Origin of the sequence: uncultured Aquimarina sp. (assembly GCF_947492115.1) — a bacterium.
GTDB lineage: Bacteria > Bacteroidota > Bacteroidia > Flavobacteriales > Flavobacteriaceae > Aquimarina.
In genome coordinates this window covers 1051862-1076266 of record NZ_CANLMM010000001.1, presented here as the reverse complement: position 1 = coordinate 1076266, position 24405 = coordinate 1051862, and the positions used below count along the sequence as shown (strand labels likewise).

The 24405-nt window shown below is 31.9% G+C and carries 18 protein-coding genes; 6 read left to right on the top strand and 12 right to left on the bottom strand.

All coding sequences use genetic code 11. The annotated features are described in order from the left end of the window. Positions 1-150: 150 nt before the first annotated feature. The 5 genes from Q1A73_RS04800 to Q1A73_RS04780 all read right to left on the bottom strand — a co-directional run bounded on the left by Q1A73_RS04800 (position 151) and on the right by Q1A73_RS04780 (position 3872). A complete protein-coding gene (locus tag Q1A73_RS04800) occupies positions 151-519 on the bottom strand; it encodes a hypothetical protein (protein ID WP_299602290.1) in 369 nt (122 codons plus the stop codon). 2 nt (positions 520-521) lie between these two features. Then, positions 522-1289 (bottom strand): DUF3108 domain-containing protein, encoded by a 768-nt coding sequence (locus Q1A73_RS04795; RefSeq protein ID WP_299602288.1) that lies wholly within the window; start codon positions 1287-1289, stop codon positions 522-524. 145 nt (positions 1290-1434) lie between these two features. Beyond that, entirely contained in the window at positions 1435-2301 is an 867-nt protein-coding gene (locus Q1A73_RS04790) for an OmpA family protein (RefSeq protein WP_299602285.1), read from the bottom strand. Between the two features lie 101 nt (positions 2302-2402). Then, positions 2403-3395 (bottom strand): glycosyltransferase family 2 protein, encoded by a 993-nt coding sequence (locus Q1A73_RS04785; RefSeq protein WP_299602283.1) that lies wholly within the window; start codon positions 3393-3395, stop codon positions 2403-2405. A 33-nt stretch (positions 3396-3428) separates the two neighbouring features. Next, complete coding sequence (locus Q1A73_RS04780; protein WP_299602280.1) at positions 3429-3872, bottom strand: type I restriction enzyme HsdR N-terminal domain-containing protein; 444 nt, start codon at positions 3870-3872, stop codon at positions 3429-3431. Between the two features lie 26 nt (positions 3873-3898). Here Q1A73_RS04780 and holA point away from each other — a divergent pair, with 26 nt between their 5' ends. Next, positions 3899-4903 (top strand): DNA polymerase III subunit delta, encoded by a 1005-nt coding sequence (gene holA / locus Q1A73_RS04775; protein ID WP_299602278.1) that lies wholly within the window; start codon positions 3899-3901, stop codon positions 4901-4903. 14 nt (positions 4904-4917) lie between these two features. Here holA and Q1A73_RS04770 read toward each other — a convergent pair whose 3' ends face one another. Together Q1A73_RS04770 and Q1A73_RS04765 are read right to left on the bottom strand one after the other, a co-directional pair. Then, positions 4918-5901, bottom strand: coding sequence for a lipid A deacylase LpxR family protein (locus Q1A73_RS04770; protein ID WP_299602275.1), 984 nt, complete (start codon positions 5899-5901; stop codon positions 4918-4920). Positions 5902-5981: 80 nt separating this feature from the next. Continuing rightward, a complete protein-coding gene (locus tag Q1A73_RS04765) occupies positions 5982-6437 on the bottom strand; it encodes an Lrp/AsnC family transcriptional regulator (RefSeq protein ID WP_299602273.1) in 456 nt (151 codons plus the stop codon). Between the two features lie 195 nt (positions 6438-6632). On the opposite strand from Q1A73_RS04765, the gene Q1A73_RS04760 reads away from it, so the two are divergent. Beyond that, the gene (locus tag Q1A73_RS04760; RefSeq protein ID WP_299602271.1) at positions 6633-7907 is read left to right on the top strand and encodes a cystathionine gamma-synthase family protein; all 1275 of its coding nucleotides are present in this window, start codon (positions 6633-6635) and stop codon (positions 7905-7907) included. Positions 7908-7982: 75 nt separating this feature from the next. On the opposite strand, the gene Q1A73_RS04755 is transcribed toward Q1A73_RS04760, so the two are convergent. The 3 genes from Q1A73_RS04755 to Q1A73_RS04745 all read right to left on the bottom strand — a co-directional run bounded on the left by Q1A73_RS04755 (position 7983) and on the right by Q1A73_RS04745 (position 14252). Continuing rightward, positions 7983-9086, bottom strand: coding sequence for a DUF418 domain-containing protein (locus Q1A73_RS04755; protein WP_299602268.1), 1104 nt, complete (start codon positions 9084-9086; stop codon positions 7983-7985). A 236-nt stretch (positions 9087-9322) separates the two neighbouring features. Then, positions 9323-10540, bottom strand: coding sequence for a glycosyl hydrolase family 18 protein (locus Q1A73_RS04750; protein WP_299602266.1), 1218 nt, complete (start codon positions 10538-10540; stop codon positions 9323-9325). A gap of 700 nt (positions 10541-11240) precedes the next feature. Continuing rightward, positions 11241-14252 carry a T9SS type A sorting domain-containing protein gene (locus Q1A73_RS04745; protein ID WP_299602263.1) on the bottom strand — a complete coding sequence of 1004 codons (3012 nt, stop codon included), beginning with the start codon at positions 14250-14252 and terminating at the stop codon, positions 11241-11243. A gap of 606 nt (positions 14253-14858) precedes the next feature. Here Q1A73_RS04745 and Q1A73_RS04740 point away from each other — a divergent pair. After that, complete coding sequence (locus Q1A73_RS04740) at positions 14859-16490, top strand: hypothetical protein (protein ID WP_299602261.1); 1632 nt, start codon at positions 14859-14861, stop codon at positions 16488-16490. A 62-nt stretch (positions 16491-16552) separates the two neighbouring features. Here the strand turns inward: Q1A73_RS04740 and fumC are convergent, their stop codons facing one another. Continuing rightward, on the bottom strand, positions 16553-17950 hold the full coding sequence (gene fumC, locus Q1A73_RS04735; protein ID WP_299602259.1) for a class II fumarate hydratase: 1398 nt from the start codon (positions 17948-17950) through the stop codon (positions 16553-16555). Between the two features lie 172 nt (positions 17951-18122). Between fumC and Q1A73_RS04730 the strand changes: the two genes are divergently transcribed. Beyond that, entirely contained in the window at positions 18123-18299 is a 177-nt protein-coding gene (locus Q1A73_RS04730; protein WP_091412127.1) for a hypothetical protein, read from the top strand. Positions 18300-18400: 101 nt separating this feature from the next. Here the strand turns inward: Q1A73_RS04730 and Q1A73_RS04725 are convergent, their stop codons facing one another. Continuing rightward, entirely contained in the window at positions 18401-20836 is a 2436-nt protein-coding gene (locus Q1A73_RS04725; protein ID WP_299602256.1) for a TonB-dependent receptor, read from the bottom strand. A gap of 273 nt (positions 20837-21109) precedes the next feature. On the opposite strand from Q1A73_RS04725, the gene Q1A73_RS04720 reads away from it, so the two are divergent. Beyond that, positions 21110-21667, top strand: coding sequence for a conjugal transfer protein TraO (locus Q1A73_RS04720; protein ID WP_299602254.1), 558 nt, complete (start codon positions 21110-21112; stop codon positions 21665-21667). A gap of 49 nt (positions 21668-21716) precedes the next feature. Next, entirely contained in the window at positions 21717-24356 is a 2640-nt protein-coding gene (locus Q1A73_RS04715; protein ID WP_299602252.1) for a DUF5011 domain-containing protein, read from the top strand. The last annotated feature ends 49 nt before the right edge of the window (positions 24357-24405 follow it).

Here is a 24405-nt window from a genome sequence, read left to right as displayed (position 1 = left end):
TTTGATACCTTAAAACGAGATTGTCAAAAACTGAATTTGTTTATATATCCAACTAATATGTTGGTAGTTATTATTTAAAACTTTATTGCCCAAATACTTTAAATTCATAGTAGTTATTTGGGATACCTCTTTAATTACAACAGGAATTGTTTATTCAGATTCTATTTCCTCGAGATCTCCTTCAATTTCTTCTAACTCACTTTCAATTTCCTTGAGTTCCTCGATAGCCTCTTCTTTACTTTGTTCTTCCTTCTGTTGAAACTCAGTATCCACAGCAACTTCATCTTTTACCCAAAAAGATTTAGAGCCACTAGCTATAGCCACTAATATTCCTATTGTTAGAAAGAGTATTGATAATTTTTGGGGTTTATCATTTTTTTTGGAGAAATAATAAGCTCCAAATCCAGCAATAAGCGCAACAACTCCTGGCAAAACTCCAATAGTTCCAAAAGGAAGTATTGCCATAATAATCCCTAGAAAAGCTGCAATTGCTGCAACTGATAATAATACAATTCTCATGATTAATTTTTTAAACCAGAAGCCTGAGTTAAGGTTAGTTGACCTGTACCAGCCGGAATACTAAATTTAATTAGCACGGGAACCTTATTCGCATCTGCGGTAAGATATACAATATTTTTATTAGTTCCTTTAAGCTGATTATTATTTACAGCTATTTTGTAACATTCTTTACTACCCATTGTTTTGGTATTGATTGTTTCTTTACCAAGTAGTTTTAGATATGCAGTTTGAGGTTTTCTATCAAACAATATGGTTATTTTTTGATTCGTACCAACAGGAGCCTTTTCAATATCCATGTTTCGGATATGGTATAATGTAGAAACTACGTCATAAGTGTTAGAACCCATTTTCAGCGTTTTGGTATTAGGTTCCTTTTTCTTTTGCATAGTAGCTTTTATAGTTCCTTTTTTATAACTATAAACATATTTTTCTTTTTTGATGTAACCACCTTCATTGATATCCCTTTTGTATAAATACGGTTTTAAATTACTTGGATTAACATAAGCTTCATATACATCTCTGATCTTAAAAAAAGAATCCCACTTAGAATACGTAGCGGCATTACATTTTAAGCGTAGGTAATTACTCTTTCCAGTATTTACTCTTGTCGTTTGCATGGTTACCTGAGCTAAGTTGGTTAATAGCCCTGACATATTATAGGAAGCGGTATATACTAATTTTTCATTTTCTCCAATAGAAGTATTGGATTTATTTTGTGCATTTGCAGTTATAAAAGAAAGAAAAAGTACGAGGATAGATAATTTTCTCATTATATTTTATAAATATGAATTGATTTCTAAATAATTAAGTTTTTGGTTGATTTAGATTCAATTTTTATACCAATTTGTTTTCTACAAAATTAAAAAAAGGGTTAACGTAACGATTAACCCTTTTTCAAAAATACTTTATTATTTTTTAGTTACCACCTTCAGTAGCCTTTTTCATACCATCTTCTATCATATTATAGAATTGATCAAGCTTAGGTAGTACAACTATTCTAGTACGTCTATTTTTAGATCTATTGGCAGCTGAAGAGTTATCTGCTACTGGGATATAATAACTACGTCCTGCAGCGGTCATTCTTTTTGGATCTACACCAAATTCGTTTTGTAAAACTCTCACAACGGATGTAGCTCTTTTCACACTTAGATCCCAGTTATCTAATAAAACTTTGTTTTTAATAGGCACATTATCAGTATGTCCTTCTACTAAAAATTCGATGTCTGGTTTGTCATTAACTACTTTAGCTACTTTTCCTAATACTTCTTTTGCTCTGGTAGAAACGTTATAGCTTCCACTCTTAAATAAAAGTTTATCAGAAATAGAAACATATACTACACCTTTTTCTACATTTACCTCAATATCTTCATCTGCTAAGTTTCCAAGTGCTCCTTTTAAACTTGTTACTAAGGCTAGTGTAACAGAATCTTTCTTATTTAAAGCGTCGTTCATAGTCTTGATCTGAAGATCTTTTTCTTTAATACTTTCTAAAGATCTTTCTAAGTTTTCTGCTTCTTTAGTTGATAAAGTTGCAAGATTACCAACATTGTTTAATAAAGCAGAATTTTGGTTTTTAAGATTATTTACTTGATCTCTTAAAACCTTAAGTTCAGAACTTTCGCTAGCTTTTTCTTCTAAACAGCTATTTAATTTTACTGTGGCTGTATTTAATAAATCTTGTGTTTCTTTTTGTTTAGCCTCTAGATCTGCATATTTCTTCTGTGATACACAAGAAGATAATAAAACAGCCATAGAAGCTCCGATAATCATTGCTTTTTTCATTAGAAAACGTGTTTTTAGTCTTATTCTGGTTATAGAGACTCAAAATTATTAAAATTGTGACGTAATGTCGTTGTATTAACAATTATTTAATCAATATAACCTTACAAATGGTTAAATAGTTTTTTATTCAAGATATAATACTGCCATACAACGGAAGAAATAGTATAATATTTCCTTTTAGCCCCTGATTTTTTGCGTTTTTTAACAAAAGTTGGCAGTTTTTTGTAAAAGCTGAAATGTGCATTAAGAATTGCTAGGCAATGAGAGGTTTTTCCTTCAAATACAAATTTTAAAGCTGCGATTCCATCTAACAAAAGTCTTGCAAATATAATGAACCAGCCATACATTCCAGAAGTATTTTTTAGAATCATTAATAAATTATTTCTGAAATTAAGAAATGTTTTTCGTGGATTCATTACATCCAGTGTAGCGCCACCTAAATGGAATACTTTAGACTGTCCTGCATATTTGATCTGATAACCACTATTTTGTATTCGCCAACAAAGATCTATTTCTTCTTGATGTGCAAAAAAATCTTCATCCAAACCTTCCATTTCTTCGAAAACATTTCGCCTAATAAAAAGACAAGCTCCGCTAGCCCAAAATATTTCCCGTTCATCATCATATTGCCCTTTGTCTTCTTCTAGCGTGTCAAAAATTCTTCCTCGACAGTATGGATATCCAAATTGATCGATAAATCCACCAGCGGCCCCTGCATATTCAAAGTAATTTTTCTTCTTGTAATCAAGAATTTTAGGTTGAACTGCTGCAACCTTTTCAGAAGCTTTAAAGGTATTAATAACAGGAGTAAGCCAACCCTCGGAAACTTCTACATCACTATTTAATAAACAGTAGATATCTGCATCAATTTTTGTTAACGCGTCATTATAACCTTTAGCATAACCTCCATTTACTTCGTTTTGTACAACGGTGACTTCTGGATAAGAAGTATGCAAGTAGCTTACTGAATCATCAGTAGATGCATTGTCAGCAACGTAGACTTTTGCTTCTTTAGAATATTTTAAAACCGAAGGTAGAAATTGCTCTAATAAGGAGCGTCCATTCCAATTTAATATGACGATAGCTATTTTCACAGGTGCAAATTAAAAAGAAATAATACTAAATAACTATTTATAATCAGGAATATCCTTTAGGAAACTATACCGTTTTTCTGCATAATCCAACTGACAATAATAATGATTCATCCCATTAGTGATCATAAGATATTCTGCATTAAGCGCCAGGTTGTAACGAGCGATTTGATCAAAAACTTGTTGTGTGATTTTTACAGTAGGGGATTTACATTCTATGATTAAATAAATACTACCATCTGGATTAAAAATGATAATATCATAACGCTTATTTAAATCATTTACCTTAATTAGTTTCTCCACATTAATCAAGCTTTCTGGGTATTTTTTGTTTTCGATTAGATACTGAATAGTATGCTGTCGAACCCATTCTTCTGGATTAAGGATAATGAATTTTTTGCGAATTCTGTCGAAAATAGAAATTTTATTTTCGCTACTTTTGAATCGAAATTGATATGCTGGAAAATTAAGCTTTTGCATACCACAAATTTGATGATTTTTTCTGAATGGATGAAGTAAAACAGATCGTAAGCGATATAAAAAATGGAAACATTAAACCTATCTATTTTCTAATGGGAGAAGAACCCTATTATATAGATAAGATTTCTGAGTATATCGATAAAAATGTTTTAGCCGAAGAAGAGAAAGGATTTAATCAAATGGTTTTATATGGCCGCGATGTTACCATTGATGATATTGTTTCTAATGCAAAACGATATCCTATGATGGCAGAACGACAGGTAGTTATTGTAAAGGAAGCTCAAGATCTATCGAGAACAATAGAAAAATTAGCAGACTATGCTGAGAATCCTCAGATGACAACGGTTTTAGTCGTTTGTTATAAGTATAAGAAGATAGATAAGCGAAAGAAGTTATATAAAATTGTTGCTAAAAATGGTGTGATTTACGAAAGCAAGAAATTGTACGAAAATCAGGTTGCAGATTGGATTAGAAGAGTGTTAGCGGGATCTAAATATACCATAGATCCCAAAGCATCGCAAATGTTAGTAGAGTTTTTAGGGACTGATCTCAACAAGATCAATAATGAATTAGAGAAGTTAAAATTAATTATACCTAAAGGTCAACCCATTACGGCGGATCAAATAGAGGAGAATATTGGGATTAGTAAGGAGTTCAATAATTTCGAACTCCGAAAGGCTATAGGAACCCGAGATATTGTTAAAGCACATAGAATTATCAATTATTTTGCTCAGAATCCAAAGGATAATCCACTGGTAGTTACTATTTCGTTACTGTATAGTTTTTTCTCTCAGGTGCTACAATATCATGGTTTAGCAGATAAATCACAACGTAGTGTAGCCAGTGCATTAAAAATAAACCCTTACTTTGTTAGTGACTATTCTGATGCTAGTAGAAATTATCCAATGAAAAAAGTGAGTCAGATTATAGCACTTCTTAGAGAAGCTGATGTAAAGAGTAAAGGAGTAGGGGCAGCAAGTCTTCCTCCCGGAGATATTCTAAAAGAACTTTTGGTAAAAATTATGGGATAGTTTCTTTTATGCTCTTAAAATCTGTATGCTACGTTAAATGTTCCATATCCATGATTTTCAGTATCATTTAATACTCCTGTTGACCACAAATAGATAAAGTTGATTGAGAATCTATTCAAAGAATAGAACAAGCCACTACTAAGATGCCATGAAATATTGTTAAGCTCATCCACTCCATATGCTTTGTCGTCGAATATATTTCCTTGTATGGTTGCATTATAAGCTACAAAACGAGTTTCTACATTAAATTTGAAAAATAGTTCGGAATTTTTCTTCGGTAGTAATATAGAATTATGAAAACCGCTAGACTCTGTAATACTTCTGTATTTACCGATTCTAAAACCTGCGGTAGGTGCAGCCCTTATGTACAAATTCCCTAGATGTGCTGTTCCTCCTGCATAGATATGAAACCATTTGGCAGAAGGATTGAAATCATATAGTAAAGAACTTTTAAAATTTAATATAAATTGATTTTCTAATTGAAATTGCCAACCATCATAGATAGGATCTCCAGTGATATTTTCATGGAACCAATCCTGTATTGCTCCCACCTGCGATGAAGGTCCAATGATACCTGTTAAAATTTCTGATTTCACGAAAGATCTTTCAAAAGTATAAGTGGCACCAAGGGTTGCATATAATAATCCTGCAAATGGACGATCAAAATCATCTCGATCTTCAATTTCAGGTGTCAAAGCAAATTCGCGAACTCCAGAAGGTGTGTAACCTTCTATTTTTAAGCGTATTGAATAGAAAACGTTTTTTTTGGTTTTAAATAATTTTTGTAAGCCTAAGAATTTTTCCTTTTTGAAAGCGTACTCTAATCCAATTCCATAAGAATAATATCTGTCAGAATCTCTGAAAACTGCAAAGATATCATTGTCAATAACGACTTTTGTTTCGGAATGAAAAGTCCTTTTTTGAGGTTCTGTATCATCTTGAGCAGATAAAATATTAATAAAAGTAAAAAGTAAAAGAAAGGGAACTTTTGAATTCATTGTAATAAAAGGTGTGTCTATCAAACAAAGGTATAAATCATTCTATTTTTGAGTTTGTATTTTAACGTTTATATAATAGTTTAAGGAATTGGGAGAAAAGAAAAGTCTTTTACCTCTGTCATTACGAAGGAGCTTTGTACCTTAGAAATATTCTCTAAAGATGCTAATTTATTAGAAAGGAAGTGTTGGTAACTTTCCATATCCTTTGCATAGATTTTAATAAGGTAGTCAAACATTCCAGCAACATGATAACACTCTACAACTTCTGGAAATTGCTGAATATCCTTCTCAAACTTTTTAAGATAATCCGTTTGATGAAGGTTTAAGGTAACATTACAGAATACCATAAGTTGTAATCCTGCCTTTTTTCTATCTAGTATCGCTTTATACGATTTTATATAACCTTCTTTTTCTAGTTTTTTTACTCGTTCGAATATTGGGGTCGTAGTAAGGTTTAGTCGCTCTGCAATCTCCTTAATGGTAATTTTACCATTTTTCTGCAATAAGTTAAGTATTGATCGATCTATTTTATCCATATTTTTTTTCTAATAGTAGATGTTTTTTAAGTTAAAAATAGAATATTATTCTTTAAAAAATCATTTTTTTTATTTTAAATTCTAAATATTTATCTATTTATGGGTTTTATTTCTTTGTTTGGTAATTTTATACTGCTAAGAAGTAGGAATATTTCTTTTTAATAGATGTATCAATAATAGAAAAGGTATCTACAGATGAACGAACATGATTTTAGTCCAGAAAGCTTAATGATGACATATGGTTATAAACCTGAATTATCTGAAGGAGCAATTAAATGTCCAATTTTTCAAACATCAACTTTTGTTTTTAAAACAGCAGAAGAGGGAAAAGCTTTTTTCGAATTAGCTTATGGTTTAAGAGAAAAATCTGAGAAAGAAGAATTAGGTTTAATTTATAGCCGAATTAACAATCCAAACTTAGAAATATTAGAAAATAGATTATGTCTTTGGGATAAAGCAGACGACTGTGCTGTTTTCGAAAGCGGGATGTCTGCGATAAGCACTGTTTTGTTAGAGTTCTTAAAACCTGGTGATCTATTAGTATATAGCAATCCAGTATATGGAGGAACAGATCATTTTATACATCATTTCTTAGATAAAATAGGAGTGCATACGATTGGTGTTATGCCTAATCAGAGTATTGAAGAAGTAGAAAAGATGATCGATGCATCTGGTAAGGCTGATAGGTTGGCGATGATTTATTTAGAAACACCTGCCAATCCTACAAATGATATTGTAGATATTAGTAAGTTTAGTCAAATTGCTTCTAAATATAGTTCAGAAGATAAAAAAGCATTAGTAGCTGTAGATAATACCTATATGGGACCGTTATGGCAGCATCCTTTGCAATGTGGTGCAGATTTGGTATTGTATTCAGCAACTAAATATATTGGAGGACATAGTGATTTAATTGCAGGTGCGGTGTTAGGAAATGCTGAATTAATGGTTCGCGTAAAAACATTAAGAACGTTTTTAGGGAATATGGTCAGTCCTCATACCGCTTGGTTGATGTTACGAAGTTTAGAAACCTTAAAAGTACGAATGGATCAACAGACAAAGAATGCACAAGTTGTAGCAAATTACCTAAACATGCATCCCAAAGTTGAGAAAGTGTATTATTTAGGTTTGTTAGAAGAAGGAACCGAGGCGCATGGTATTTATAAAAAACAATGTTCTGCTCCTGGTGCTATGGTATCTTTTGATATCGTAGGTGGAGAAAAAGAAGCTTTTATGTTTCTTAACAATCTCAAGTTAATGAAACTTGCAGTAAGTTTAGGTAGTACAGAGAGTTTGGCAGAGCATCCTAAAACGATGACACATGCAGGAGTGGATGAGCAACAAAGGCAACAAATGAATATTACAGATCATTTGGTACGATTATCTATTGGTGTAGAGAGCGCAGATGATTTGATTTGGGATCTTGAGCAAGCACTGGAAAAGGTTTCAGCCACTAGTGCCGTAATGGTTTAAGCGTTAATCAATTTTTTAAGAAAAATAATCTTTACGAAATATTGACCCGGTTACATTAGTAGCTGGGTTTAATATTTATGAAGCTTTTCTTATTGGAAATACTTTCTTATACGTAAGACATCTCCAAATCCATTCTAAAGGACCAAAACTAAAATAACTTAACCATACTTTACTAAGTATCAGCTGAAAGATAAAAACAATAAATGCTGTTCCTAATGCAGCAGAAGGACTTAGAGTTTCGTAAAGTTTAAAACCAACAGAGCTAAATAAGATAAGACCTACTAAACTTTGTGTAATATAGTTGGTTAATGCCATTCTTCCTGCATATTTTAAAGGAGATAAAATCATCTTTAATTTAGAATAGTACCAAAGCCATCCAACTCCCCAAAGGTAAAATAAGCCCATACACACATCAGAAAGTACCATTAGTTTTATGAATATTGGTTTGAAATATTCATTATTGTAAACCTCATATTCTGGAAGTATAAAAAGAAAAACTAATCTGTAAATGTTAGAAATTATGGTAACTAATAACATTGGTGCTTTAATCTTAATTATAAAAACATCTAAATTTTCATGGATTTTGTTTTTTCCGATGTATAAACCTAGAAGAAACATTGATATCGCTACAGGTGCTAAAAAACCAAACAGCATAGGAATATTGGAAATATATTCCAGCAATCGTAATTTCATTCCTTCAAAATAAGTACCATTCTTTATGATTTGATTTACTGTCGTCCCAGTATATTCCATTAAGTAGGTCTCAGATCTGAAGTTTATAAAATCAAACAAAAAAACTAAAAGTTGATCATAAAAAGGAAATAATAGAAGGATAGTAGAAAGAGTGAGGACTAGTTTGTTTGATTTTTTTATTAATAATGTAATAAATAGTCCTAATATAGCATATAGGTTGAGTACATCTCCGGACCATAATAAAATTATATGTAAAACACCTATAATTAATAAAAAGAGCATTCTTCTTCTAAAAAAAGAAAATGACAACATATTTTTGTCTAACATTTTAATGGCCTGCATCGAAATCCCCAGACCAAACAATAAAGAGAAAATCGGGAAAAACTTTGTGTAAAAGAATAGCTGTAAAATTTTTTCGGAAATTTGATCTATAATAGAAGTCCATTGTTTAGCGAATTCGTCTTGATTTAGAAAAGTGGAATTCATGATAACTATGTTTACAACAAAAATTCCAAGAATTGCAAAACCTCTGTAAACATCTAAGATTTCGATTCTTTTTTTTGTTTGTACAGGTGCCTTAGAGAACTTGTTTATAGATACTTTAGTTTTAATGGTAGGTAAGATTTATTAACTACAAAAATGAAGATACTTTTCTGTTTCACAAAATGAAATAGCTATCAAATATTTTTCAAAAAATGCCGTATGCGTTTATAGATGTTCAGTTATTTTGAAAATTTTTCTGCTATCAAATCCCACAATTCATCGTATCCTTCATCATATCCCAAAGCCCAAATACCAATACCAGAAATCTTTTTTTCTTTAACCCAATCATATTTTATAGATAAAGATTTCACATCTTCAAAAAAAAGCTGTCTGTATTCCTCATTATTGAAATCTTTCATAACCATATAACTAGAAGAGCTTTTGGGATCAAATTGGACAGAAATCTTTAATGAATCTATATAGGTGCTTTTAATAGTGTGATAGCGCGGATGCGATTTAAATGTATTTACGGTGCTTCCTATTTTTGGTTTTTTCGTATACCATTCTGCACCATAATAGGGTAATCCTACAATGAGTTTGTCAAAACGTACACCTTTGTTATGATAATAATCAATAGAAGATTGTAATCCTTTTCCAAATTTTTTGGTTTTTGCAAATGGTGTAACAGGACCGGTAATTTTGCTAAAACTTCCGAAGTAATCGTATCCCATTAAAGTATAAAAATCAACATATGTATCTATAGCATTAATATCAAAAATATCATTCCAATCTTTTGCATAAAGACATAAAGAAACCTGGTAGTTTGGATTTACTTCTTTCAAATGTTTAGAAATATTGATAATAAATTGAGAGAATTGCTTTCTGTTTTTTCTAGAAACACCTTCAAAATCAATATTTATTCCATTTGCAGATCGCTGATTTAATAGAATAGCTAAACTATCTCCTAATACTTTTTGAGCTTTTTTGTTTTCTAAGAAAATACGATTGTTTTTAGCTCCAAAGTTCGAAACAGATAAAAAAACTTTACATCCTTTTGTTTTTGCACTATCTATAAGAGCAGTAGTTTTCCACTGATGAATGTTTTTATAACTTCCTGTTTTAGGTTGTATTTCATAAGAAAAATAGGAAACACCCCATAACAATGAAAAATTATAATTTTTATACATTGATCCGTTTGGATAGATATGCCATCCAAAGGTTCGTACACCTGGAAGCAGTGTACTATTTGGATGATTTTTCTTTTTAATTGAGATCTTGTGTAGACTATCCCACTGCTTTTCGGTTTTGAAATTATGTTTCGCGAATTCAGTGTTTAATAAATTACGATGACTTATGTAGTTGGGGTTTTCTGTATCAGTTTTAACTTCTTCCGATGTATTTTGATTACATCCGATTAATTGTAATATTAAAAGTAATAGAAGAAATAACTGCTTCATTTTTTAGATCTTAGTTTTAGTAGTTCACTTTGGTTGATATGATTGTTACTTTAAAGATAGTATTAAAGTTTAGATAATAAATCTTGTTTTTTAAAATTATTGAATGGTTTTAAACAGCTGATTATCAATGATTTGTTTTATAAAGGGGGATTGTCACTATGAATTTCGGGTGTTTTCCCCCATTGTGCTGTGTGTTTTCCTGAAGTATATTTGTACCAGAAATATAAATAAAGAGATATTCACCATTTACACAGATAATATTATGAACTTATTAGGCATTAACTTCCGTTTTATTTTAGATTTTTTACAAGAACTTCCTAAAGCTAGCAGCCACGCTATTCATAGGTAATAAGAGGCAAATTATACGTAAAGACGAAATTCAAGTGTTTTCACCTATTTCGCAAGATCATTAGAGCAGTTAGTTTTACACCATATTAAAATCCAAATTCTATTAAACAACTTTACACAAGATACTATGAAACCATTTCGTATTAATTTCAAGTTTTTAAAAAAATTTTTAAGAGAACTTCCGAAGGCTTGTAGCCACGCAATACACAGATAAATCTGGTATTTAAAAAAGGAAGAAACAATTTATTAGAATTTTGGGGGAAATTCTAATAGTTAGTTATAATAGTGGGGACAAAAAAACCGAATGTTTTTACATTCGGTTTTTTTAATATTAAATTTTAATTTTTTGAAATTAGCTAATAATAAACCTACTACTGGTTTTATCGGATTTAAGAATATATACTCCGCTAGGTAAATTAGAAATATCTAAGCTAATAACTTGATTATCTGGATTTAGATTCATGATTTGTTTTCCCGTAATATCATACAGTCGTAAATACCAATTTCCTTTTTGAAATATATTGACATAAGTACCTTTAACCGGATTAGGAGATATCATTAAAGTAGCTTCATTATTGCTTTGATCACCAAACCCTGATTCTTTTAATGATTCTGGTAACACTTGGATTATCATAACTTTTTTAGTTCTTAATCCTTCATTATCAATGGCAACTACTCGTACTCGATAGTTTCCGGTAGCTAGATTTTGTAGTTTTGGATTTCCACCCCATCCGTAAGGCGCTTCTGTATCAATACGAATTAATTCTCCATTTAGATATAGTCTAACCTCTCTAATTTCTCCATCTGGGTCATTTGCTTCCGCACGAACAATAAGATTATCACCTTCAAAGTATGGTTCATCTTCATTAGGGCTAATCATGGTTAGCTCTGGAGCCCGATTATCTCTGTAATCTTCAGCATCAAGTCCAATAATATTGATTCTAAAATCAATACCAAAAGTCTCACCAGTTCCTCTATCTGTTATAAATTCGGTAAGAGTAGTGTAGGTACCTAGATCATCTTCTTCTATACCATAAGTTCTTACATAATTTTCAAGAGTTTCTTTGTTTTTGAAATCATAGGTTCTATTTCTAATGGTTGGAAATCTCCTAGCATATGCATGTCCAAAAGGGTACGTTCCTAATCGATCTGTTATCATTCCATTAACCACGGCGATGTAATCTCCAGTATTTGTATTAATTCTAGTATCCATATTACTGCCTCTAGTAAAAGTTACATCTACATTTGCATCCAATACAGAAGCATTGTATATATTTTGGTTACTTCGGTCTAATTGCCTATAGATTCTATTTCTATCGAATCCAGGAATTTTTACATTTACAAAGTTAAGTTTATGTTGAGGGTTGGTATCGGTACCTCGACCATCGGTAAATCCATCACCGCTCCAATTATGAAATGTTGTATTTACCAAACATAGATTATCCAAGTCACCACCTATAAGACCCGCACTGTCTCCATTATAATAATTTCCGTTACGAACCATATATCCAAAATTGGTGGTAATATACATGGCTCTACCTGTATTCCATGTAGTGTGGTTATCTATAATAGAAAGTCTGTGATGAAAAGCTTGAGCGGCTCTATCTTTGGATCTAAATCCACTACTACATCCATATGCTTCATTGTTATTGAATTCTAATAATGGTGCTGCTGCAGGGTCTATAAACTCTTGCAAAGGGAATAGATTTTCTGGATATACATTGGTTCTTACTTTATCTCTAATACTTAAAACCGTTCCACCACCATCATAGGCATAAGCTTCTCTTGATGAGGCGGCTATGTTATTTACCATTCTTACCGCTCGTCCTTGTAATCCATAGGCTTCTCCAATTCTGAAATCATCATCTAATAGATCAGATACGATAGCGTTTAGGGCGCTTGGAGCATCTCGATCCATATCGGCATAGTAGTAATTTCTTCCATCCGGTCTTGCGGTTGTAACTATGTTATTTTCCCATATTCCAGTTTCAGAACCACTTTCTGCAACCATACCAGACCCATCTACAAAATAAACAACATTATTTGCAAAAGAAGCATGACTATCATGATGTACCATACCCCAACCAGGCGAACCCCAAACGGCTAATCCATGTGCTTCAGCCATTTTGGTTTGAGAATCTTTCATTCTGTGAAAATGCATTGCATATCTTCCTCTTTGATTTTCAATATCTCGGGGTTCTGCTTTTTCTTCGACAAAGTTTCGTATGGTAACAAATGGTTTTCCATCCTCATCTACTTCACCTGTTTTTCTTAAGTTATACTTAAAATCATCTAGGATATTATGTTTATTACTTCTACCAAGATCTTTGAATGCTGCAAAATGAATTTTGACATTGGTAGTATTCATAAACATGGTATGACCACGACGGGTAATGTCATCATTTACGTTCTTATTACTGTCCGTAAAATCAATAGATTTAAAAGTAATGTTTCGGGTTAAATTTGATAGGTGGCAAAAAAGGTTTGCTTCTGGTATTCCCATATGAGCATAGCTTGTCTGGGTATTAAAAGTTACTTCATTGGTTGATTCATTTATGGCTTCTATCACGAATTCTTCATCCTGTGTTCTGATACCATCATTTCTAACTCTAAATATACCTTGAGTACCTGATAAAACCACATCGTCTCCTATTTTCCAATTTATAGGAGTGTCTTCAAGAGTTGTTTTATTTCTTCTTCTTACTGTAGGACCGGTAGTTCGTAAAAAGGGAGTTTTTTCCTTTCCAATTATAGTTACTTTATTCATAGTCATTAATCCTAATGAAGCTTGTGTTGGGTCCCATTCATATCTACCTAAAACTCCAGGTCCATCGGTAAATAATCGATTTCCAAAATGATCGTTCATTCGTTTTCCATCAGAATAATGACTTCTGGCTTGCGCATTCCATCGATTTCCACCTATTTGACCATTTTTCTTTTTTTCAATATCGAATGCCTTAAAATGAATATCAATAGTACCATCTGTTGGTTGATCAGCTTTGATATCTAATTCTGACATCATACCACAAAAAAAGGTATCTACAATTAGTTTTCTTCTAGCACCTGCTGGAGCTCTAAAAATCATTTTACCATCGTTTCGTATGGCGAATATGTGAGCATTACTATTGACATTATAGGTTACATACTTTCCTTGAGGTATAATTACAATAGAGGATAAACCAGGAACCGTTCCTGAATCCCAAGTGTTAGGGTCGTCCCACTCTCCAGAATTCATTACTTTATGAGTAGCAGTATTGGTGGGAATAATGGCACTCATATCCAACATTTGAGCTTTTCCAGAAAATGAAAAACAGATAAGGGTCAGTAAAAGATGAATACATCTTTTTAGATTAATTTTTTTCATGGCATTTGTTTACGTTAGCATTAATATGTATACCTCTTAGGTATTTACACATAGGCACAGAGTATCTTTAGATGTTGTTTAGCTAAAGAATCTTTGTTTTTAAAGGACTTGCAGTAATATGCGAATTAATACTAGGTGGGAAAGATTGTATTTTGCGCTAGAAAAGTTTATTTAATAAATTATTAGTTTAAAGTTTATTTAATTTGATAAAGCAACTTCTATAATTAGTTCTGGATTTAATTGTAGATCGTCGTTTTAGGTTGCAAATTTAGCACTGGGGATTGTTATTTTTTATATTATGTAGGTTGATTTGATGTAATCAAACTCGTATTATGAGGTTGATAAAATGTAAACATTGTAATCTTTTAAATTTATAATATATTGTTAATCAGTAGGTAATGTTTTGTTTTTTTATGTTAGTGTTACTTTTTTAAAAATAAAGTCAGTTATTTTTCTTTATTTAAAGGAGCGAAGTATCTAATTTATTTCAAGTCGATCTTAAAATTAAATCAGTTAATTATTAAAACAACATTTGTACATAGTAAGAAGATTAGTTTTCAAAGAATATTGAAAGTGTTTTTCTTTTTATTTTTTATATCCAATTTTATGTTAGCCCAGAAAGAAAATAATCTTTCTAAAGCGAAAAGAATTGATAGCCTAATATCTTCATTAGACAGAAATTATAATGACCCTAAAAAGCTAAAGGAAATTTTAGATATGAGTTCGGATATCGAATACTTTGTTGGGATGAGTAAAGCACATATGATATTAAGCTTTTATTATAGAAAGCGTGATATAGTTGATAGTGCATTTTATCATGTGAATCGTTCTATAAAACTTTGTAAAGAGAATAATTTGGATAAAGAATTGCATAATTCTTATTTGTCTTTAGGAAGTATTTATGGGAAAATTAAGAACTATGAAAAGTCCCTAGAAGTAAATTTAAAGGCATATGATTTTTATAAAAAACAGGATTCCAATAAACATAAAACTATATTAAGAGCATTACAAACAAATATAGCATCTACCTATAGTTTGTTGGGGGATTATGAGCTGACTCATCAATACTATATAAAAATCTTACAGGATCCAAATTTTGATTCTGCTTCAATCCATTATAGTCAACTGCACCAGAATATTGCTTTGAATCTCAAAAGGCAAGGAAAGTTTGACGATGCTATAATATGGTTGGAAAAAGGGTTGGAATTAACTAAGAGCAATAATCATGAATTGATTAAAAATGATATCCTTAAAAGTATGTGTGATGTTTATTTGCTCCAAAATGAAAATATAAAAGCGGAAAAAATATACCATTTGATAAGTGAAGAGTATAATTGGGACAAAGATTTTTATTTGGGTATGATTTATTTAGGGTTGAATAAATTACAAGATGCCGAGATACTTTTTTTAAAATCCATAGAGAGAGAAAAAGATGATCGAAAGAATATGGATAGTTTTCATAAGCTTTCTGAAGTGTATGCCAAACAAAATTCATGGAAAAAAGCAAAAGAAAGCAAGGATAAGTATTATGCGATTAAAGACAGTTTAACAATTTTAAATAATAAGGAAATAATCAAAAATAACGAAATAGGTTATAAGCTAATTGAAGAAGAACTTTTGAATAAACAGCTGGATATAGAGAATAAACTTTTGATTACGAAAAATAAAAGACAGTTCAATATTATAATTGGAGTGACGCTTTTATCCCTAATAGGAGTTTTGTGTTTTTTTCTATTAATAAAAAATATAAGAGTAAATAAAGAATTAACTAAACTCAAGAAAACAGAGAAGAAGTTATTAGAAGATAAGATCCAACTTAGAGAAAACGAATTGAACATGACTGTTGTAGCAATTACAAATCGTCAAAAAATGTTTGAAGAGTTAAAAACGGAAATGGATAAGTTGGATAAATCAACCCCCCAGATAAAAAAACTTAAGAACAAATTGAGAGGGTTAATGATGTCAGGAGATGATCTGTTTGCAATTCAAGATAGAGTAGAATCTAGATATCCTGGTCTCATAACCCAACTTAAAAAAGTATATCCCCAATTATCCAATACCGAAATTAGATATTGTGTTTTTACAAAACTTAATTTATCAATTAAAGAAACTGCTGGTATTTTAGGAGTTTCTGCTGATACTGTAAAAACTTCTAGAAGTAGAATTAAAAAGAAGATGGATATTCCTGAATCCTATACACTTGGAACATATTTAGAAGAGTTTTTTAATGCTTCTTAAAAATTATAAATAAAAAAGTCAGACCATTAAAGTCTGACTTTTTTGAAGTTATACAACTTATATTATTTCATGGCACCTACCATATCTTCAGGTTTTACCCATTCATCAAATTCAGTTTCGGTAACATATCCTAAGGCAATAGCTTCTTGCTTTAGTGTAGTTCCGTTTTTATGAGCTGTATTGGCAATTTCTGCAGCTTTATAATATCCAATCTTGGTATTTAATGCTGTTACTAACATCAATGAATTATTTAATAACTCAGTAATTCTAGCCTGATTAGGTTCAATGCCTTTTGCGCAATGTTCTTCAAAAGAAACGCAAGCATCTCCTATTAATTGAGCACTTTGTAACAAATTGGCAGCCATTACAGGTTTAAACACATTAAGTTCAAAATGACCTTGCATTCCTCCAACATTAATAGCAACATCGTTACCCATTACTTGTGCACATACCATTGTTAATGCTTCACATTGTGTAGGGTTTACTTTTCCTGGCATAATAGAACTTCCTGGTTCATTAGCAGGAATAATTAGTTCTCCGATTCCACTTCTTGGTCCAGAAGCTAACATACGTATATCATTACCTATTTTATTAAGTGATACTGCAATTTGTTTTAGTGCACCATGAGTTTCTACAAAAGCGTCGTGAGCTGCAAGTGCTTCAAATTTATTTTCTGCAGTTACAAAAGGAAGACCAGTAAACTGAGCGATAAATTCAGATACTCTTTTTGCATATCCTTTAGGTGTATTTAAACCAGTACCAACAGCAGTTCCTCCTAAAGCAATTTCGGCCAAATGAGGTAACGTATTTTCTAAAGCCTTAAGCCCGTGATCTAATTGAGAAACATATCCAGATAGTTCCTGACCAATAGTAAGAGGAGTAGCATCCATAAAATGTGTTCTACCGATTTTTACTACATTTTTAAAAGCTTCTGATTTCTTTTTTAAAGTATCTCTAAGTTGGGTAATTCCAGGAATAGTAACTTCTAATATCTTTTTGTAAGCAGCAATATGCATTCCAGTAGGGAAGGTGTCATTAGATGATTGTGACTTGTTTACATCATCATTTGGTTGAATAGTTTTTTCTCCTTCTCCAATGGTTTTTCCAGCTATTTGATGCGCACGGTTAGCAATAACTTCATTTACATTCATGTTACTTTGTGTACCCGAACCAGTTTGCCAAATTACTAATGGAAACTGATCATCATGCTTTCCTTCTAAAATTTCATCACATACCTGCGCAATAAGATCTCTTTTTTCTATAGGTAATACTCCTAATTCACAGTTTGTAAATGCAGCGGCCTTTTTTAAATAGGCAAACCCGTATACAATTTCTAATGGCATTGAACCTGGTGCTCCTATTCTAAAATTATTTCTGGAACGTTCTGTTTGTGCTCCCCATAGTTTATCAGCAGGCACCTTTACTTCGCCCATCGTATCTTTCTCTATTCTATATTCCATAGCTATGATGATTTGTTTTTCGAACGGCAAATTTAAGAATTTGAATAGCTTTTTGGGAATAAAGATTGCCGAAATTGATCTAAAATTTTGATTTAAAAATAAATCATATTTATGCTATGAGATAAATATAAGAGTTAGTATCTTTGGCAAAAATTGAAATTACATTACTATTATGTTCGAATTTGATCAGTACCTTGGTTTTTTAGCATTCCTAACAATCCTAACCATCGGATTTTGGTTAATGATATTTTTATTAACATTTGTAGTTCCTTATTGGATTTTTGGAGCTACTATTGAAAACTTCAAATTAAAGCAGGAAGCAAAACGCAAGGCTAGAGGAGAAGCATAGGTATAAGAAAGTATTAGTTATATATAGTAAAAAAAGGAAGATCAATCGATCTTCCTTTTTTACTTAGTGTCCATATCTAGTTGTTAAATAGGATGTTATTTTTAACCTTCGAATTCTTCATCACCACCACCAAAATTATTTCTTGAACGTTGTCTTTTCTTTTTCTGATTAAACCTGTAGGTGAATGATAACGTAAAGCTACGTTCTCTCCATTGAAATTCACTATCCGTAACAAAGGTTTCGGTTGTTGAAACACTTCTTCGTTTTCTACTGTTAAAAAGATCACTTACATTAAAGGTTAAAGAAGCTTTTTCTTTAAACAAATCTTTACTAAAAGCTAAGTTCACACTTAATAAACCTTCACTTTTTGTTTGTGCATTTTCATTAGGACCTGCATAGAAAGCTGTAGTTTGCCAATCTATTTTGGCAGGTAACGTAATTTTATTGTTTAATCTTGCGAACCAACTAAAGTTATCTGCATCAAAATTTTGACCATCAAAATCTCCTCTTATACTGTTTTGAAACGCATTGAAATTACCGTTGATTCTCCATTTTCTATTTGGGCTATAGGTTAGCGTAAATTCAAAACCATAACGATCAGAGCTCGATAAATTAATGGGTCTTCGTCTAATCACTGATACTTCGGTACCATCTCCTATAATTGCTGTATCTCCAGTATCTTCTGCAATAAATGTAAATATTTGGGTAGATCGATTATAATATATAGAAGAATTTAAAGTAAGTTTTCCAAGTCTATTGAGATATCCGAGATCAAAAACATTAGAGTAACTTGGGTTTAAATCTGAATTTCCTTGAAATATGTTTGTGGCGCTAGATCTAGATGGAAAAGGATTGATAAATCTAGAACGAGGTCTTCTTATCCTTCTATTATAGCCAAGTGTTAAACTTTGCTTATCCGTTAATTGATATCCTAGATTGATCGTAGGAAATATATCTGTATAAATCTTTTTGTTAAAATCATTACTTGTTTTTTGGTCTATTGTTATTCTTGTGCCTTCTACTCGTAATCCTAAAAGATATGATAATTTTCCGGTCTTACTTCCTAACTGAGTATAAGCTGCATTTACTTGTTCTTTAAATAAAAGATTGTTTGATAAATCAGTGTCTGTAGTTATGTTTCCATTGTCATCAAATTCTACTAAGAAATTGGTATCTAATTCATTAAAGTTTCCTCTATAACCGAGTTCAAATTGTGTTTTTTCTCCAATAGGAAGTACATAATCAGATTGTATCAAAATACGATCTTGCTTCTCTAAAGTATTTACAAGTTCGACAGTAGAAATATTTTCTTGAGTAATTCTTGAATCTTCTATTTCTTCACTATTCTCTATCTGAAAATCGAAAGTAAGCTTATGACCACTATCATTAAAATCTTTATTGTAGTTAATGGAGTACTGTTTTGTTTCGTCATCTTCAACTTCTGGGTCAAAACGAAGATTACTACTTAAAATGTTACCATTTTCGTCTGGTTCTGTTATTAAATTGGTAGTATTACTTTCATTATCACTTGATCGGTAAAGAAAAGAGGTTGTAAGAGAAGATGAATCATTAATATACCATTCTACTCCTACATTTGTATTTATTCCTTTTCTAATTCTGTCAAAATCTCTTTCTTCATTAAGAAAAGTATCGGGTTCATCTATGTTCATGTCTCGATCAATATTGAAAAACCGTGTCTCCGATAGAGAATTACCAGGAACTTCGCGATAATTATATCCTGAAGTAGTGAAAAAGTTTAGGTCTCCTGTACGATAATTGATATTTCCAGATACTCCAGCTTGTAATGGAAATCCAGTATTAACCGTAATAGCTCCGTTTAATCCTTGTAATTTACTTCTTCTTAAAATGATATTTAATATTCCGGCAGTTCCTTCGGCATCATATCGGGCGGATGGAGAGGTGATTACTTCAACTCTTTCAATCGATTCCGCTGGTAACTGACGTAATGCATCCGTACTATTAAGTCCAACTAATCCAGAAGGTTTTCCATTTATTAGTATTCTTACATTGTCATTTCCACGTAGTGCAACATTTCCTTCAACATCAACAGAAACAGAAGGGACATTATCCAAAACATCACTTACGGTACCACCACTAACAGTAAGGTCTTTTCCTACGTTATAGATTTTTTTGTCAAGTTTTATTTCTACGGTTGTTTTCTCTGCAATAACAACAACGTCATCTAAAGATTCTGTATCCAATCCTAGGGATATAGTACCTAAGTTAGTATTTGTGAAAAGTTTTCGTTTTGTTAGTGTTACGGTTTTGAATGATATATATTCAATAGAAATATTATATATCGATGCGGGAACTTCGATATTAAAGTTTCCATTGGTTTCGGTAATTCCACCAGTAACGATTTTATTTTCTTTAGGATTTATAAAAGAAATAGTTGCATACTCTAAAGGATCATTTGTCTCTTTGTCAATTACTCTTCCTGTAACCTTTATTGTCTTTTGTTGTCCAAAAGATGCTAGTGTAATAAAAACTAGTACTAGCGAAATAATTTGTTTCATATTTTTATGTTGGGTGACCAAAAATATACTTAGAGTAGTAGGATATCGGTTAAAGCACTGTTAAATAATATAAGGCATTTAAAACCAATAGTTTAATTATTGCTAACTGTTAAATAGAATTAACAAAAATGTAATAATTGTAAATTTTATTAGGATTTGAAAGAATTTAGTTACAATAATAATAGTGTAAAATCCGTTAGCGTTTTTTAGTTTTGCACATAATTTTGCGGAAAAAAGCTTAAAAAAATCTCACAAATAGATAAAATAGGGTTTATGAAAAAACTTCTTACGAATAAGTCACTTCTCATATTAGTATTGATTATTAGCTCTTCAATTTCCATGTATGGGCAGAGTCATAAAACAGCACTATCAATAACCGGAGGTTATGTAGATGGTGGTTTTGGTGGTTTAGCAACCTTAGATTATAAAGTAAATGAATTCGATTATTTGCAGTTTGGTCTTCAAGGGAATTTTACAAAATTAGAGGTCAATGATATAAAAGTGCCTGTAAATCTTTATTCTTTTAATGCAGGTTTCTTTTTTGATGTTTTGCGAAATAATAAAAGAACATTTGCGCTTTCCTTAGGAGCTGGTGGTACAGTAGGGAGCGAGGTTATCAATAGCGGAGATGAAACGCTCGAAAATGGTCAAACATTAAATATTGAACCAAGTCAAATTGTTTTTGGAGCTTATGCAGGTTTAGATGCAGATATCTTTTTAATACCTACAATAGCCATTAATATAAAAGCACAAGAAATATATCATTTCAATAGTGAAATTGGTGAATTGACTCCTTATTTTGGTATTGGAGTAAAACTGATATTAAAATAACCCCTTTTCATATTTTGATATCGAAATCTTAAAAACTTAAAAGAAATCAATGAAAAAAACTTTTCAATACACAATAACTGCATTAGTATTTATTTTTGTGCTTTTTGCTTGTAACAAGGAGATTACGGAAGATTTACTAGTTTTTTTTAAAGTAGAGTTCAACGAAACAACTTTTGACGCTTTTGTTAATACAGAAGAAGAAACGACATTTACTATTGTCGGTATCGATAATATAGCGGCAGGAGATTATCAGATAAAGTACGACGTAACAGAAGGTTCAGGTTCTTATTTTTTAAATGAAACTGAAATTTCTGAAAATGAATTTGTTGATTTACCTGCTGGACCTGAATTTACCATAGAATATGTTGGAACCTTAGTTGGTGTAAATAAAGTTGCAGTAACATTAAGAGATGCACAGGAAAGAGAAGAAGAGTTTGTGTTGACTTATAACGTGAATGATACCGATTTTACGTTTGATGTAGCAGCAAGTTCCGAAACAACTTATGTGAGTGGTGAAATTGATTTAGATTTATCCATTGCAGAAATTAGTAGTGCTACTTATGAAATTGCATATACTTTTATTTCACCTAGTGATATAACTACAGAGGGTGCAGGTACTATTAGCGTAGATGATAATGATTTGGAGCCGGACACGTCAAGAGCGATTTCAGTTGGAGATTCTAGATGGCAATTTACAGGAGTAGCTTTAGGAACAGTGGATGTTGAATTTACGGTTACTAGTAGTTTAGGGGTTTCTAAATCTCAATTGTTGAATATCGTGGTTGGTGAAACTCCGGATTTTACGTTTACAGCAACTTTAGTAGATAGTACGAATCCTATCTTTACAACCAATTCCGGTGCAGCAATTAATTTTAATATTACAGAAACCGCAGGAACATCAAGCTATGTTATGAACTATAGTTCTTCTAATACAGGGAATCTGGTTTATAATGGAGAAACGTTCGAACCTGGTGATAATATTTCGATTCAGGTTGGAGAAAGTATAGGTACTTATGTAGGTACTTTAGAAGGGGAGCACATTTTGGATTTTCAGGTAGATAATTCAAATACCGTTACCGTATCAAGAGAAGCTTCTTTAACGTTAACCTATAGAGATCCTGATGGTACACCTCCTACAATAGAATTAGTTGGAGCTGCTGAAATTACTATTAATATCGGAGAAGCATTTGTAGATCCTGGTGCAACAGCATCTGATGATATTGATGGTGATCTTACAGCTAATATTACAGTTGCAGGTTCAGTGGATGTAAATGTTCCAGGAACATATACTTTAGTGTATAGCGTTCAAGATTCTTCTGGGAATACCTCTACTGTTGATCGTATTGTAAATGTTATAGATAATATTGATCCTGTTATTACACTATTAGGAGATAATCCGTTGACTGCTTTACAAGGAGAAACTTTTAATGATCCTGGGGCAACTGCTACGGATAATGTAGATGGTGATATTTCTTCACAAATTCAGGTAACAGGAATGGTTAATACGAACGTAACTGGAGCATATGAACTAACTTATACTGTTAGCGATACTGCAGGTAATCAAGTATCAGCAACTAGAACAGTAAATGTAATTAGTGATAATCCACCAGTGATTACTCTAGTAGGAAGTAATCCTTTAGAGGTTAGTTTTGGTGCTACTTTTCTCGATCCTGGAGCTACAGCTACAGATGATTTAGATGGAGATTTAACTGATCAGATACAAGTAAGTGGAGAAGTAGATGTAACTATACTTGGTTCTTATACACTCGTTTATAGCGTTACCGACTCGTCTGGAAATAATGTAGAAGTGACAAGAACAGTAAACGTTATTGATAATACTAGTCCTGTTATTACTTTAGAAGGAGCTAATCCTTTTATTGTAAATGTAGGGAATACTTTTACCGATCCTGGTGCTAATGCTAACGATAATGTTGATGGTAATATAACAGCGAACATAACGGTATCAGGAAGTGTAGATGTGAATACACCAGGAGATTATGTATTAACGTACAGCGTTACAGATTCATCGAATAATACAGCAACGATTACTAGAACAGTAAGAGTTATAGATAATGTAGCTCCAGTAATTACCCTAGTTGGAGCTTCAACGATAACTGTACAACAAGGAGGAAGTTTTACAGATCCTGGAGCAACTGCATCGGATAATGTAGATGGTAATATTACAGCATCTATTCAGACAACTGGTAATGTAAATGTTAATTTACCTGGATCATATACCATACGATATAACGTCCAAGATGCTGCGGGTAATAGTGCTACAGAAGTTACACGTACTGTAATTGTAGAATCTAACATTAACTTTAATCGAGCTACGGGTGTGCTTACTGCTCCTGCAGGATCTACAGTAGAATTATCTATGAACTCTGGAGGTGATGGAAGCGGACGAGCTGAGATTAGAGCAACAAGTTCAGGTGGTGCTAATTTAGGAATAGCGATTACTTGTTGGAGTGTGGCACCTGGAGGGATCGTATGTATAGATGTAGATGGAGATGGTGAAAATGATACAAGTGGCTTTACTTTTACTATGCCAGCAGATGGTGTAGTTAACTTTACTGGTTCTCATGAACCAAATTCTGGTTCTACAGGAAGTGGTACAAGCTTTAGTATTAGAGTAGCAGGAGAAACTTTTAACGGATCTATGACTTCAACTAATGGAATTCCACAATAGAAAATTATAGTATGGTAAATAAAAAAACCTCGGAAATAATTTCCGAGGT